The following is a 14,012-nucleotide window of genomic DNA, read 5'->3' on the forward strand; positions in this document are numbered from 1 at the left end:
TGTCAGGTCAGCAACTGCCCGAAGTCGTGGGCGTTCATCGGATAACCGAGCCAATAGCCTTGCGCGAGGTCGCAGCCGCGTTCGCGCAGGATGTCGAACTGGCCTTCCTTCTCCACGCCCTCGGCGACCACCGTGATGCCCAGCGAGTGCGCCATCGCGATGATCGCGGTGGTGAGCGCCAGGTCGTCGGGATCGCGCAGGACGTCGGCGATGAAGCTGCGATCGATCTTCACGCCGTCGACCGGCACGCGGCGCAGGTGGCTCAGGCCGGAGAAGCCCGTGCCGAAATCGTCGAGCCAGATCTTCACGCCCGACGCGCGCAGGCGCGAAAGCAGGCCGCTCGCGTGGATCTCGTCGCCGATGACCGCGGTTTCGGTGAGCTCCAGGTGCAGGCGTTCGGCTTCCAGGCCCGTGTCTTTCAACGTGCTCGCGACCACGCGCGGGAGATCGCCGCTGCGCAGCTGGCGCGGGGACACGTTGACGGAGACGAACAACTTGTCGGCCTTCGGATGCGCCTGTTGCCAACGCACCGTGTCTTCGCACGCGGCACGCAGCACCTGCGGGCCGATGGTTTCGATCAGGCCGCTCTGTTCGGCGACATCGATGAACACCGAGGGCGCGATCGCACCGTGCTCCGGATGCTGCCAGCGCAGCAGTGCTTCGGCGCCGCGCAACTGGTTGTCGGCCAGACTGTAGACGGGCTGGTAGGCCAGGCTCAGTTCGCCGCGGTCCCACGCGCCGCGCAGGTCCTGTTCCATGCGCACGCGGCGTTCGACCGCCTGGTCCATCGCGCGCGAATAGAAGCGATGGCAGTTCTTGCCGGCGACCTTCGCCTGGTACATCGCGATGTCGCCGTTCTTCATCAGCATCGTCGAGCCCGATGCGTCTTCCGGGAACAGCGTGATGCCGATGGACGTGCCGAGGAACACCTGGCGTTCCTGCACCACGATCGGACGGCTCAGCTCGCCGACGAGCGCTTCGGCCAGGCGGCTCGCGGCGGTGCGGACGTCGCCGTGGTTGCCCGTCGGCGAGAGCACGCTTTCGATGAGGATGACGAATTCGTCGCCACCGAAACGCGCGAGCATCGCACCCTCGCCGCCCATGCGTTCGACGGTTTCGCGGATGCGGTTGGCGAATTGCACGAGCACTTCGTCGCCGGCATCGTGGCCGAGCGTGTCGTTGACGCGCTTGAAGTCGTCGATGTCGGCGAACAACAACGCCAGTTGTCGTCCGGCGCCGCGCAACTGCAGCAGGCGGCGGTCGAGCGACTCGCGGAACGCCAGGCGATTGGCCAGGCCCGTCAGCGCATCGCTGTAGGCCATGCGGCGAATGTCGCGGTCGTGGCGCGCCACGCTGCTGCTCATGCGGCCGAAGGCGCGCACCAGGTCGCCGACCTCGTCCCCCCGGCTGGTCACCGGTGCGTCGGTCTCGAAGTTGCCGGCCTCGATTTCCTGCGCGACATCGGCAAGTTGCCGGATCGGTCGGACGAGCGTCTTCTGCACGAGTGCGACGACGATCGCACCAAGCGCGAGCAGCCCAGCGCCGATCATCGCGATCCACACCACGTGCTTGCGGCCGATCGCTTCCAGCCGCGCGTGCATCGCGCCGTTCGCGCTGTCCTCGTCGCGCTTGAGTGCCGACAGCGAATAGCCCATGCGCACGCCGCCCAGGCGTTGGTCGCCGATCATGATCGGCGCGGAAATATCGACGATGCGATCGGAACTCTGCACGTGCGTGTTGCGCGCGGTGACGACCTCGAAGGCGAAGGGATCGTTCATCGGCTGGCCGAAGGCCGGGATGTCGCCGGAGCCGTCGTGCACGATGCGGCCCTGCGGGTCGAACACGAGCACGTAGGCGACGTCGGGTTGGCGCATCGCCGCGCGCGCGAGCGTGCCGATGGCATCCAGGTCGGAGTAATACATCGGGTTGGTGAGCGAGTCGGCCAGTTGCTGCACGCCCGCCTCGCCGCGGCGCTTGAGGCGCTCGCCGACAAGCTCGCGCATGGTCTGGCGGCCGACGTCGAAGACCTGCGCCTGCATCGTTTCCTGGCGCTGCCACATCACGACCATCAGCGCGAGCACGCCGAGCAGGACCAGGGCCATGCCGGCAAGGAACTTCGCCTGCAACCCGAAGCGCAAGGTCATTCGACCTCCGCGCGGATGCGCTGCACGCCGCCGCCGATGTGCTGCAGCGCCCGCTGCGCGCGATCGTCGATGGGCAGGAAGCGCGTGGTCTTGAAGAAGCGCAGCAGCGCCTCGCGCGCATCGGGATCGCGGGAGGCTTCGATCAGGACTTCGCGCAGGCGTGCGGCGACCTTCGGGTCCATCGTGCCGCGCACCATTTCCAGCGCGCGCGGGTACGGCGAGGTTTCGTGCACGATCGCAAGGTCGGCGCGGAACGCCGCGGGAACGCGTTGCGGGTTCTGCCAGTCCAGGTTGCTCATCACCCCGACATCGGCCATGCGCTTGTGCACCCACGTGGAGATGTTCAACTCGGTGCGCGCGAACAGGTAACCGACGCTGCCGGGTTCGGCGCGGTCCATCGGCGAAAGCAGGATTTCGAGCTTCAGGCCCTGGTCGAGCAGTTCGGACGCGGGCACGTAATAAGCGCTGGTCGAATAGGGATTCTGGAATGCGACGCGGCGACCGCGCATGTCGGCCAGGTTTCGGATCCCGCTGTCCTTGCGCACGAAGAACACGCTCGTGTATTCGCTGACGCCGTCGCGCTCGGTGAGCAGCAACGGTTGCGCGCCCGACCCTTGTTTCAGCAGCATCCCGGTGCCGGCGGTTTCGGTGACCCAGTCGACGCGGCCACGGCGCAGGTAGCTGTTCATCTGCTGCACGTCGTGGGCCATCAGGATGCGGCCCTCGCGGATGCCGACATCGGCCATGCGCGGCACGACGTAGTCGAGCAGCGGCTTGAGTTGTTCGTAATGTTCCTTGGGATCGTCGCTGATGCGGCCGAGGACGAGCACGTGCGCGTCGTCCACGCCCGTCGCGTCCGCCGCACGGGCGTCGCGATGGATCAGGGGGGATGTGAGCGCCGCGGCGATGCACAACAGCCCAGCGGCAATGCGACGGAACGCAACCAAAGGCAAAGCCCTGCTGACTCCCCCAATTGCGGGAAGCCTAGCCCATTTATCCGCGCGGAGACAGGGATTGATCGCCGTTACAGGCAGTTTCGTCAGGCCCTGCCGGCGGATACGTGCGCCCTGCGAGCATCGCCATCCGCTGGGTATCGGCCAGCACGCCGCGCAGCAGGCGGACTTCGGCGCTGCCCAGGCCGGCGCGCAGGTACAACCGGCGGAGCTTGCGCATTGCCGAATCCGGGGTGCGGCCCTTGTGGAAGTCGATGGCATCGAGCGTTTCAGCCAACTGGGCGAAGAAGCCTTCGAGCTCGGCATGGGGCGCGTGACCCTCTTCCGATGCCGGGAGCGCAGGGGCGTCCGCGGGCCGTTCGGCGGCCTCCCCGCCCAGCGCCGCGCGGCGGACTTCGTAGCTCAACACCTGCACGGCCGCGGCGAGATTGAGCGAACTGAAGGCGGGATCGGACGGGATGTGGATCGCCGCATGGCAGAGCTGGAGCTCGTCGTTGGTCAGGCCCGTGCGCTCGCGGCCGAAGACCAGCGCCGCCTGCCCCTGCGTGGCGAGGGACAGCGCGCGGGCGGCGCCTTCGTCCGGCATGAGCTGTTCCAGTTGAACGCGGCGGCTGCGTGCGGTGCAGCCGAGCACGAGGGCGCAATCGGCGACGGCATCGGCCAGCGATGCGAAGACCGGCGCCTGCGCGACGAGGTCCTCGGCGCCTGCGGCCATCGCGACGGTATCGGCATTGGGCGCCTTTTCGGGCGCGACCAGCACCAGCCGGGCCAGGCCCATCGTCTTCATCGCGCGGGCCGCCGCCCCGATGTTGCCGGGGTGCTGGGTGCCGACGAGGACGATGCGGACGCGATCGCGCGCGAGGCTTTCGAGGGGGGACGCTGGGGGAATCGGTTCGCTCATGGCGCGAATGTTAAACTCCGCGACCCTCGCGATCGGCCCCGTCCATGCAGAAACCCGCCGTCACCGTCATGGTCAAGGCCGCCCGCGCCGCGGGCAACGTGCTTTTGCGCCACATGAACCGCCTCGACGCGCTCAACGTCGTTGAAAAAGAGCGCATGGACTATGCGAGCGAAGTCGACGGCCTGGCCGAGGCGGAGATCGTCAAGGAGCTCAAGCGTGCGATGCCCGACTGCGCGATCCTCGGCGAGGAAACCGGCGCCAGCGGCCGCGGCCGCTCCACCTTCGTCATCGATCCGCTCGACGGCACCAGCAATTACCTCCACGGCATCCCGCACTGGTGCGTGTCGATCGCGCTGGTCGAAGGTGGCGAACCGCAGCACGCGGTGATCTTCGATCCGTTGCGCAACGAGTTGTTTACCGCCAGCAAGGGCAGCGGCTCGGTGCTCAACGACCGCAAGCTGCGCGTGACGGAGCGCAAGGATCTCACCGGCGCGATGCTCATCACCGGCTTCCCGCCGCGCGAGCGCGAACGCCTCGCGCCCCACCTGGCCTGCGTCGGCGAATTGCTGCGCGATGCCGAAGACATCCGCCGCACCGGTTCGGCGGCGCTCGACCTGGCGTACGTCGCCTGCGGTCGCGTCGATGGTTACTTCGAGGCGGGCGTGAAGCCGTGGGACATCGCCGCGGGCGTGTTGCTCGTGCGTGAAGCCGGCGGCCGGGTGACCGACTTCCGCGGCGCCTCGACCGGCCCGATGGACCAGCGCGGCATCCTCGGCCGGCAGCTGGTGGCGGGCAACCTCAAGCTCAGCGAGCAGTTGCAGAAGGCGATCGTGAGTTCCGGATACGCCGCCGCGTTTTGATCGACGAAACGTTGCAACGAAAAAAGCCGCGCATTGCGCGGCTTTTTTCTTTCCTGTCCCGCCGGCCGTTACGGACGACGCGCCAGCGCCGCTTCGTCGCGCGCCTTCGGCATCAGGTCCTGCTTGCTAGCGCCGAACCACATCAGCAGCGGGCAGGCCACGAAGATCGAGGACAGCGTACCGATCACGATGCCGATCATCTGCGACTCGGCCATGCCGCGCAGCGAACCGCCGCCGTACACGTACAGCGCGAACACCGTCAGGAAGGCAACGAACGAGGTGATCACCGTCCGCGAGAGCGTCTGGTTGACCGACTTGTTCAACACCTCGTACGGCGGCGCGCGCATGCCGCGGAAGTTTTCGCGCACGCGGTCGAACACCACGATCGTGTCGTTGATCGAGTAGCCCATCACCGACAACACACCTGCGAGCACCGTCAGGTCGAACTCGTGCCCGCTCACCGCGAACCAGCCCGCAACGACGATGACGTCATGCAGCGTGGTCACGATCGCCGCCGCGGCGAACTTCCATTCGAAGCGGGCCGAGATGTAGATGCCGAACCCGACCAGCACGAACAACAGCGCGTACAGCCCGTTCTGCGCCAGTTCCTTGCCCACCTGCGGCGAGATCTGCGCGCTGCTGCGGACCTCGGCCTGGTTGTCGGGCGAAGAGGCGAGCGTGCGGACTTCCTGCGCGATGCTGGACGACGTGCCGCCGGCCTGCGCCGCACCATGCGGACGATCCTGCAATCGCACGAGCACGTCGCTGCCGGTGCCGAAGGTCTGCACCACCGCGTTGGCGTAGCCGGCCTTTTCCAGGCGCGAACGGATGCCGTCGACATCCGCGGGCTTCTGGAAGCGCAGCTCGACGCCCACGCCGCCGGTGAAGTCCAGCGCGAAGTTGAAGCCCTTGTCGACCATCGCGAAGATGCCGACGAACATGATGAGCGCCGCGATCGTCAGCGACACCCAGCGCATGCGCATGAAGTTGATGTTGCTGTCGTACGGGAAGACGTTGAACGGTTTCATTTGCGTGGCTTCCCGATCAGACCGCGATGGACTTGAGCTTGCGGCGGTGGCCGTAGATCAGCGTGGCGATGCCGCGCGAGACCGACACCGCGGTGTACATGGACGTCAGGATGCCGACGATCAGCGAGACGGCGAAGCCCTTCACCGCGCCGGTGCCGAAGGCGAACAGCGCGATGCCCGCGAGGATGGCCGTGATGTTGGCGTCGGCGATGGTGCCCGCCGCGCGTTCGTAGCCTTCCTTGATCGCACCCAATGGCGGCATTCCCAGGCGTAACTCTTCCCGGATGCGTTCGTTGATCAGCACGTTCGCGTCCACCGACATGCCGACTGTCAGGGCGATGCCCGCCAGGCCCGGCAAGGTCAGGGTCGCGCCGAGGATCGACATCACCGCGATCACCATCAGCAGGTTGATGAGCAACGCAACCGACGTGACGATGCCGAACATGCGGTAGTAGACGAGGAAGAAGACCAGCGCGAAGGAGAAGGAGTAAAGCACCGCCGTCATGCCGCGCTCGACGTTCTCCGCACCCAGGCTCGGACCGACGGTCCGTTCGTCGACGAATTCCATAGGCGCCGCGAGCGCACCTGCGCGCAGCAGCAGCGCGAGGTCGGAGGCGTCCTTCGGGCTGTCCAGGCCCGAGGTCTGGAAGTTCTTGCCCAGCGGTTCGCGGATGTTGGCGACCGAGATCACCTCTTCCTTCACCTTGGTGCTGCGCACTTCCTTGCCGTCGATGACTTTCACTTCCGGGATGCGTTCGATGTAGACGACCGCCAGGCCCTTGCCGACGTTCTCGCTGGAGTAGTCGAACATGCGCTGGCCGCCCGGGCCATTGAGCGTGATCGACACCGCCGGGGAGCCGTCGTCCGGCGAGCGCGTGGCTTGCGCGCCGACGAGCTGTTCGCCCGAAACGATGACGCGCTTCTTCAACAGCACCGGATAGCTGGGGCCGCCGTTGCGGCCGCGCGCGGTGAACAGGCGCGCGTCCGGCGGGACGTTGCCCTTGACCGCATCTTCGATGCTGCCTTCGTGCACGCCGCGGAATTCCAGCGTCGCGGTGGCGCCGAGGATGCGCTTGGCTTCGGCGGTGTCCTGCACGCCCGGCAACTGCACGACCACGCGGTCGGTGCCCTGGCGCTGGATGATCGGCTCGGCCACGCCGAGCTCGTTGATGCGGTTGCGCAGCGTGCTGACGTTCTGCTCGATGGCATCGGTCGCCACCTTGTCCAGTTCCGCCTGCGGGATGCGCACGACGACCTGGTTCGACAGGTCGCTGTCGAGCTGCTGCAGGGTGGGCAGCTGCTTGGCGAGGAGGCTGCGCGCCTTCGCCGGATCGGCGTTGGAAGCGAGCGTGGCGATGATGCTGTTGTCGGGCCGGCGCTCGACCGAGGTGTAGGCCACTCCGCCCTCGCGCAGCGCCACGCGCACGTCTTCGGCCGTGGCTTCGAAACGCTTGGCCAGCGCGGCCTGCTGGTCGACCTGCATCAGGAAGTGGACGCCGCCCTGGAGGTCGAGGCCGAGCAGCATCGGATGCGCGCCGATCTTCTGCAGCCAGTCCGGCACCGTCGAGGCGAGGTTGAGCGCGACGACATAGTCGCTGCCCATCGCCTCGCGGATCGCATCGGCCGCCTTGATCTGCACGTTCGGATCGCGCAGGCGAACGAGCAGGTTGCCGTCCTTGGTGAGCTCCACCGTCTTCGGGGCGACGCCGATCTTCTTCAGCGTGCCCTCGACGCGCGACTTGGTGGTCGCATCCACGGTCGACCCGCGGTTGGCGGTGACCTGCACCGAGGGATCCTGCGGATAGATGTTGGGCAACGCGTACAGCGTGCTCAGCACCAGGACCAGCAGGATGACGACGTATTTCCAGCGCGCGTATTCGAGCATCGGGCGACCCCGCGGCGACCCGGACGGCCGCCGCAACTGCGTTTCGTGAAAAGTCTTCGGAAAAAACTAGTGGATCAAGTGGACTTCAGCGTGCCCTTCGGAAGCACGTTGGCGATGGCGCCGCGCTGCACGCGCAGCTGCACGCCGTTGGCCACTTCGACGGTGACGAAGTTGTCGCCGAGCTCGGTGACCGTGCCGGCGATGCCGCCGCTGGTGATCACCTCGTCGCCGCGATTGAGCTTGTCGAGCATCCCGCGGTGTTCCTTCTGGCGCTTCATCTGCGGGCGGATCATCAGGAAGTACATCAGGCCGATGAAGACGACGGGGAGCAAAAGCGTCTGCCACATGCTGCCGCCGGCGGCCGGAGCGGCGGCCTGGGCGTGGGCGGGGGCGATCAACAGGTCGAGCAGGTCCATTTAGCTGGGTCCGGCAATGTGAAAAGGCGGGGGATTATGCCACGTGGGTGGGCTGCGCCCCCGGGGAAGCAGCGCGGGCGGCGTGGAAAGACTCCCTGAACGCCGCGAAGGTTCCCCGCTCGATGGCGGAACGCATGTCCGCCATCAGCTTTTCGTAGTACCAGAGGTTGTGGAGGGTGCCGAGCATCGGCGCCAGCATTTCGTTGCAGCGGTCCAGGTGGCGCAGGTACGCGCGCGTATAGCCGCCCGAACACGTCGGGCATCCGCAGCCCGCCTCGATGGGCCTGGTGTCCTTCTCGTACTTGGCATTGCGGATGCGCACCGTGCCGGTGCCGGTGAAGTAGTGGCCGTTGCGCGCGTTCCGCGTGGGCATCACGCAGTCGAACATGTCCACGCCGCGCGCCACCGCTTCGACCAGGTCCTCGGGCCGCCCCACGCCCATCAGGTAGCGCGGACGGTCGTCCGGAAGCTGCGGGCAGGTGTGGTCGAGCATCGCGTTGCGTTCGTGCTCGGGTTCCCCGACCGCAAGGCCGCCGATCGCATAGCCGTCGAAGCCGATCTCCCGCAACCCCGCGGCCGATGCGCTGCGAAGGTCGTGATGCACCCCGCCCTGCACGATGCCGAACAGCGCCGCGTCGTTGCCTTCGTGCGCACGCCTGGAACGCTCGGCCCAGCGCAGGCTGAGTTGCATGGACGCTTGCGCGACTTCCTGCGTCGCCGGATACGGCGTGCATTCGTCGAAGATCATCACGATGTCCGAATCGAGCACGCGCTGGATGCGCATGCTTTCCTCCGGGCCGAGGAAGACGGTCGAACCATCGGTCGGCGCCGCGAAGGTCACGCCCTTCTCGGTGATCTTGCGGCGATGCGCGAGCGAGAAGACCTGGAAACCGCCGGAGTCGGTGAGGATCGGCCCGTCCCAGCGCGCGAACCCATGCAAGCCACCATGCGCTTCGATCACTTCGAGCCCGGGGCGCAAATACAGGTGGAAGGTGTTGCCGAGGATGATTTCGGCGCCCAGCGCACGGATGTCTTCGGGAAATACGCCTTTGACCGACCCGTACGTGCCCACCGGCATGAACGCGGGCGTTTCCACCGTTCCGCGCGGGAAATGCAGGCGCCCGCGGCGTGCGCCGCCGTCCTGGCCGAGGAATTCGAAACGCATGCGGCTCATGCGCCCGCCTCGTTCGACGGCCACAGCAGCATCGCGTCGCCGTAGGAGAAGAACCGGTAGCCCTGCGCGATCGCGTGCGCATAGGCCTCGAAGATGCGCGCCTTGCCGGCGAACGCGGACACCAGCATGAGCAAGGTGCTCTCCGGCAGATGGAAGTTGGTGAGCAGCGCATCGACGCTGCCGATGCGATAGCCCGGGAGGATGAAGATCGACGTTTCGCCGGCGAACGCTTGCAACACGCCATCGACGCGTGCCGATTCGAGGGCACGCACGACCGTCGTGCCGACGGCGATCACGCGTCCGCCGTTCGCACGCGTGGCGTTGATTTTTTCCACCAGCTCGGCGCCGACGTTGAGCCATTCGGAATGCATGCGGTGTTCGGCCAGTTCCTCCACGCGCACCGGCTGGAACGTGCCTGCGCCGACATGCAAGGTGACGTGCCCGAATGCGATGCCCTTCGCGCGCAACGCCTCGAGCAATGCATCGTCGAAATGCAGGCCCGCGGTCGGCGCGGCGACGGCGCCGGTTTCCCTGGCGAAGACCGTCTGGTAACGCGCATCGTCGCTGGCGTCGGCGTCGCGCTGGATGTACGGCGGCAACGGCAGGCGGCCGGCGCGCTGCAGCCAATCGGCGAACGGGCCATCGACGTGGAAGCGCAGGCGATAGAACTCGCCTTCGCGCCCCAGCACTTCGGCTTCGCCGCCCGCGTCCAGTGCGATGCGCGCGCCGGCCTTCGGCGATTTGCTTGCGCCGACCTGGGCGCGGGCTTCCTCACCCGGCAGCAGGCGTTCGATGAGGATTTCCACGCGCCCGCCGCTGGCCTTCCGGCCGAACAGGCGCGCGGGGATGACGCGGGTGTCGTTGAAGACCAGCAGGTCGCCGGCGCGCAGCAGCTCCGGCAAATCGCGCACGCCGCGGTCGCGCAGGGGCGCGGGCGCGGGTTCGACGACCAGCAGGCGGCTCGCGGAGCGTTCGGGCAGCGGGGCCTGCGCGATCAGCGCCTGCGGCAGGTCGTAATGGAAGTCGGAGCGCTTCAAGGCAGGTGGCCCGCGGGCCGGTCGAACAAGGCCGCCTAGTGTAGCGGCCGGCGGGGGTTATATCGGGGGGTGCCGGGTGGTAGACTCGCGCAAGCTTTTGAAATCCCAAGGAAACACGCACTGCGCGGCCCCGCCGCGTTTTTGTTTTCGAGGGTTCCCATCGTCAAGATTTTCCCGAGGTTCGTGCCATGAACGCCAACGCTTTGCTCGCTCCCCTCGCCCCCCTGCGCGCCCATGGCGGCAAGCGTCGGACGCAAGGTCTCGACGACGCCACGCTGCTGCGTCTGTCCGCGAACCACCCCGAACTCGCGCACGCCATCGCCGCCGCCGCCGCCGAATACGCGCGCGTGCGCGGCGAGTTCGCCGACCTGCTGGACCTGGACGAAGATGCGCAGATCCGCGCCGTGCAGGACGGTTACGTCAACTTCTATTCGATGGACGCGGTGAACCCGTACGTCGCGCTGGCCGCACGCGGCCCGTGGGTGGTCACGCTCAAGGGCGCGGTGCTCCACGACTCGGGCGGCTACGGCATGCTGGGTCTTGGCCACACGCCGGACGCAGTGATCGCCGCGATGGCCCGCCCGCAGGCGATGGCCAACATCATGACGCCGAATCTTTCGCAGCTGCGCTTCGACCGCGCGATGCGCAAGGAAATCGGCCACACGCGCGGCGGCAGCCCGTACACCAAGTTCCTGTGCCTGAACTCCGGCTCGGAGAGCGTGTCGCTCGCCGCGCGCATCGCGGATGTCAACACCAAGCTGATGACCGACCCGGGCGCAAAGCACGCCGGCCGCGCCATCAAGCGCATCGTGGTGAAGGGCAGCTTCCACGGCCGCACCGAGCGCCCGGCGCTGTATTCGGATTCCTCGCGCAAGACCTACATCCAGCACCTTGCCAGCTTCCGCGGCGAGGACACGGTGCTGACCGTCGAGCCCTACGACATCGACCAGCTCAAGCAGGTCTTCGCCGATGCAGACACCAACAACTGGTTCATCGAGGCGATGTTCCTCGAGCCGGTGATGGGCGAAGGCGACCCGGGCCGCAGCGTGCCGCCGGCCTTCTACGCCGCCGCGCGCGAGCTGACGAAGACGCACGGTTCGCTGTTCCTCGTCGACTCCATCCAGGCCGGCCTGCGTGCGAACGGCGTGCTGTCGATCGTCGACTACCCCGGCTTCGAAGGCCTGGAAGCGCCGGACATGGAAACGTATTCCAAGGCGCTCAACGCCGCGCAGTACCCGCTGTCGGTGCTCGCCGTCAGCGAGCGCGCCGAGAAGCTGTATCGCGCCGGCACCTACGGCAACACGATGACCACCAACCCGCGCGCGCTCGATGTCGCGGTCGCGGTGCTCGAACAGTTCACGCCGGCGATGCGCGCCAACATCCGCGAGCGCGGCAAGGAAGCCATCGCCAAGCTGGAAGCGCTGAAGTCCGAACTCGGCGGCCTGATCACCAAGGTCCAGGGCACCGGCCTGCTGTTCTCGTGCGAACTTGCGCCGCAGTTCAAGGGCTACGGCGTGGGCTCGACCGAAGAATGGCTGCGCGAACACGGCATGGGCGTGATCCATGGCGGCGCCAATTCGCTGCGCTTCACCCCGCACTTCATGGTCGACAGCGAAGAGATCGATCTGCTGGTTTCGATGGTGAAGCGTGCGTTGGTGGAAGGTCCGCGGCAGGCGCAGGCCGCGGCGGCCTGATCAGCGCATCGTGATCCGGAGCGCGGCAATCGCCGCGCTTCCCAGCACCACCATCGTCAGCACCATCCCGACGAATCGCCCGATCGACGTCCCCGCGTGCCGGCCCAGGCCCCACGCGTGCAACACGCGACCGAGCAACAACAGCGCGCCGCCGGTGAAGATCCACTGGCGGCCGATGCCCGCGATTTCGAGCAGTGCCAGAAGCAGCAACGTCAGCGGCACGTACTCGGTGAAGTTGCCATGCACGCGGATCCAGCGTCGCAGGTCGTTGGATTCACCGGCACCGATGCCGACGCCCGCCTTCGTGCGCAAACGCGACACCTGCGCGGTCAACGCCATCAACATCAGCGCGTGCAGCGCGGCGAACAGCAGCGTCGTCGTCGGCAGCGGCACCGCGGCCGCGCTTGCCGCCAGTTGCGGCAACGGCGGGTCGTCGCGCGCATCCAGCGGATCGCCGGCGATCGGGAACCAGGTCCCGCGTTCGAGCGACACGCGCCCCTTCAGCGGCGGCAAGGTCAATTCGCGCCAACCGATGCGCAGGTCGCCGATCTGCGGATCCAGCGGATTCTCCGCGCTGCCGAGCCCGTCGCCTTCGGGCTGGAAGGTCGCCGCCAGATTCCCCGGCAGCGCCGAGAAATTCGGGCGGAACAAGCGCCACTGACCGTATTGCTCGATCACGCTGCGGTCGAGGGGTTTGTCGTCGAGCGTCACGCGCTGCCCGGTCCAGCGCCGGCCGCGCATCGGGAATTCCGGGTTCTCGTGGCCCGGCGAGTAACCGCCCGCATCGATGGGCGTTTCGCTCCAGACGCGCTCGTAACCGCCGTCCTTCGCGCGCCACTGGAACATCTCGACCCGACGCTCCAGGCCGAAATGCCGCGCGCTCACGCCGAACTCGCGGTCGCGCACCACTTCATCGGACACCGGGTCGCCTTCCTGCGCGTGCACGAATCCCGCCGCGAGCAACATCAGCAGCGCGAGGATGCCGCGCAGCGCGGGGCTCATGCCGCCAGGGCCCGCGCGTGCAGTTCGGCCACTTCGTGTGTCGTGCCGAAGCGGCCGGCCGCGTCGCGCACCACTTGCGCCAGCGCGCATCCGGGATCGTGCGTGAAGAACAGATGCACGTTGCGCGCGAGCTTGTCTTCCAGGAATTCGCGCTTTTCGTCGATCAGCAATTCGGCGTTGCGGTCGTAGCCCATCGTGATCGGCACGTGCACCCATGGCCGCCCGGGGATGAGATCGGCGCAGAAGACCACGCCGCCGTGCGCTTCTCCGTTGCTCGCATCCGGACCGATGATTTCCGACAGCATCAAACCGGGCGTGTGCCCGTCGCTGAAGTGGAAGCGCACGCTCCTGCCGAGCGCCGGCGTATGCGTGCCTTCGACCAATTCCAGGCGCCCGCTGTTTTCCAGCAGCGCCTGCAACTCGGGAATGAAGGACGCACGGTCGCGCGCATGCGGATGGTTCGCGCGCTCCCAGCATTCCTTGCTCACGACATAGGTCGCATTGGGGAACAACAGTTCCGGCGCGCGGCCTTCGGCCCAGGGCGCGAGCAGGCCGCCGGCGTGGTCGAAGTGCAGGTGCGAGAGGACGACGACATCCACGTCTTCATGTTCGAAGCCGGCGGCATGCAAGGATTCGAGCAGCACGTGGCGTTCTTCGACGACGCCGTAGCGCTCGCGCATCTTCGGATCGAAGAACGCGCCGATGCCCGTTTCGAACAGGACCGTCTTGCCGTTGAGCGGGCTGGCGAGCAACGCGCGGCAGGCCAGCGCGATGCGATTGGCTTCGTCGGGCGCCGACCAGCGCGACCACAACGCGCGCGGCGCGTTGCCGAACATCGCGCCGCCATCGAGCTTCTGCGAGTTGCCGAGGATCGACCAGAGCTTCATGCGGCCGATTGTAAGCCGCGGGATGGTTAAC

12 protein-coding genes are annotated in these 14,012 nt (G+C 67.3%); 2 read left to right on the forward strand and 10 right to left on the reverse strand.

Annotated features, from left to right (window positions below; all coding sequences use genetic code 11):
• Positions 1-2 precede the first annotated feature (2 nt).
• The 3 genes from ACXJJ8_RS00785 to ACXJJ8_RS00795 form a co-directional block, all read right to left on the reverse strand.
• Positions 3-2,144 (reverse strand): putative bifunctional diguanylate cyclase/phosphodiesterase, encoded by a 2,142-nt coding sequence (locus ACXJJ8_RS00785; protein WP_499026302.1) that lies wholly within the window; start codon positions 2,142-2,144, stop codon positions 3-5.
• Complete coding sequence (locus ACXJJ8_RS00790; protein ID WP_499027178.1) at positions 2,141-3,028, reverse strand: phosphate/phosphite/phosphonate ABC transporter substrate-binding protein; 888 nt, start codon at positions 3,026-3,028, stop codon at positions 2,141-2,143. The genes ACXJJ8_RS00785 and ACXJJ8_RS00790 overlap by 4 nt, the downstream gene beginning before the upstream one ends.
• A 109-nt stretch (positions 3,029-3,137) precedes the next feature.
• Entirely contained in the window at positions 3,138-3,998 is an 861-nt protein-coding gene (locus ACXJJ8_RS00795; RefSeq protein ID WP_499026303.1) for an RNA methyltransferase, read from the reverse strand.
• Between the two features lie 44 nt (positions 3,999-4,042).
• Here ACXJJ8_RS00795 and ACXJJ8_RS00800 point away from each other — a divergent pair, with 44 nt between their 5' ends.
• Positions 4,043-4,858, forward strand: coding sequence for an inositol monophosphatase family protein (locus ACXJJ8_RS00800; protein WP_499026304.1), 816 nt, complete (start codon positions 4,043-4,045; stop codon positions 4,856-4,858).
• A gap of 68 nt (positions 4,859-4,926) precedes the next feature.
• Here ACXJJ8_RS00800 and secF read toward each other — a convergent pair whose 3' ends face one another.
• The 5 genes from secF to queA all read right to left on the reverse strand — a co-directional run bounded on the left by secF (position 4,927) and on the right by queA (position 10,398).
• A complete protein-coding gene (secF, locus tag ACXJJ8_RS00805) occupies positions 4,927-5,886 on the reverse strand; it encodes a protein translocase subunit SecF (protein WP_499026306.1) in 960 nt (319 codons plus the stop codon).
• Positions 5,887-5,902: 16 nt separating this feature from the next.
• Entirely contained in the window at positions 5,903-7,771 is a 1,869-nt protein-coding gene (gene secD / locus ACXJJ8_RS00810; protein ID WP_499026307.1) for a protein translocase subunit SecD, read from the reverse strand.
• A 74-nt stretch (positions 7,772-7,845) separates the two neighbouring features.
• A complete protein-coding gene (gene yajC / locus ACXJJ8_RS00815) occupies positions 7,846-8,187 on the reverse strand; it encodes a preprotein translocase subunit YajC (protein ID WP_499026308.1) in 342 nt (113 codons plus the stop codon).
• Between the two features lie 34 nt (positions 8,188-8,221).
• A complete protein-coding gene (gene tgt, locus ACXJJ8_RS00820) occupies positions 8,222-9,361 on the reverse strand; it encodes a tRNA guanosine(34) transglycosylase Tgt (RefSeq protein WP_499026309.1) in 1,140 nt (379 codons plus the stop codon).
• Complete coding sequence (gene queA / locus ACXJJ8_RS00825) at positions 9,358-10,398, reverse strand: tRNA preQ1(34) S-adenosylmethionine ribosyltransferase-isomerase QueA (protein WP_499026310.1); 1,041 nt, start codon at positions 10,396-10,398, stop codon at positions 9,358-9,360. The genes tgt and queA overlap by 4 nt, the downstream gene beginning before the upstream one ends.
• 188 nt (positions 10,399-10,586) lie before the next feature.
• Here queA and ACXJJ8_RS00830 point away from each other — a divergent pair, with 188 nt between their 5' ends.
• On the forward strand, positions 10,587-12,092 hold the full coding sequence (locus ACXJJ8_RS00830; RefSeq protein ID WP_499026311.1) for an aminotransferase class III-fold pyridoxal phosphate-dependent enzyme: 1,506 nt from the start codon (positions 10,587-10,589) through the stop codon (positions 12,090-12,092).
• Here ACXJJ8_RS00830 and ACXJJ8_RS00835 read toward each other — a convergent pair whose 3' ends face one another.
• Complete coding sequence (locus tag ACXJJ8_RS00835; RefSeq protein WP_499026312.1) at positions 12,093-13,094, reverse strand: TMEM43 family protein; 1,002 nt, start codon at positions 13,092-13,094, stop codon at positions 12,093-12,095.
• A complete protein-coding gene (locus ACXJJ8_RS00840) occupies positions 13,091-13,981 on the reverse strand; it encodes an MBL fold metallo-hydrolase (RefSeq protein WP_499026313.1) in 891 nt (296 codons plus the stop codon). Before ACXJJ8_RS00840 ends, ACXJJ8_RS00835 begins: the two co-directional genes overlap by 4 nt.
• Between the last annotated feature and the right edge of the window lie 31 nt (positions 13,982-14,012).

It is taken from the genome of Lysobacter sp. P5_C4 (assembly GCF_054049695.1).

Coding starts and splice junctions, on each gene's coding strand:
- ACXJJ8_RS00830 (WP_499026311.1), top strand. CDS start 10,587: ATGAACGCCAACGCTTTGCTCGCTCCCCTCGCCCCCCTGCGCGCCCAT.
- tgt (WP_499026309.1), bottom strand. CDS start 9,361: ATGAGCCGCATGCGTTTCGAATTCCTCGGCCAGGACGGCGGCGCACGC.
- ACXJJ8_RS00835 (WP_499026312.1), bottom strand. CDS start 13,094: ATGAGCCCCGCGCTGCGCGGCATCCTCGCGCTGCTGATGTTGCTCGCG.
- ACXJJ8_RS00800 (WP_499026304.1), top strand. CDS start 4,043: ATGCAGAAACCCGCCGTCACCGTCATGGTCAAGGCCGCCCGCGCCGCG.
- secD (WP_499026307.1), bottom strand. CDS start 7,771: ATGCTCGAATACGCGCGCTGGAAATACGTCGTCATCCTGCTGGTCCTG.
- ACXJJ8_RS00795 (WP_499026303.1), bottom strand. CDS start 3,998: ATGAGCGAACCGATTCCCCCAGCGTCCCCCCTCGAAAGCCTCGCGCGC.
- ACXJJ8_RS00785 (WP_499026302.1), bottom strand. CDS start 2,144: ATGACCTTGCGCTTCGGGTTGCAGGCGAAGTTCCTTGCCGGCATGGCC.
- ACXJJ8_RS00840 (WP_499026313.1), bottom strand. CDS start 13,981: ATGAAGCTCTGGTCGATCCTCGGCAACTCGCAGAAGCTCGATGGCGGC.
- secF (WP_499026306.1), bottom strand. CDS start 5,886: ATGAAACCGTTCAACGTCTTCCCGTACGACAGCAACATCAACTTCATG.
- yajC (WP_499026308.1), bottom strand. CDS start 8,187: ATGGACCTGCTCGACCTGTTGATCGCCCCCGCCCACGCCCAGGCCGCC.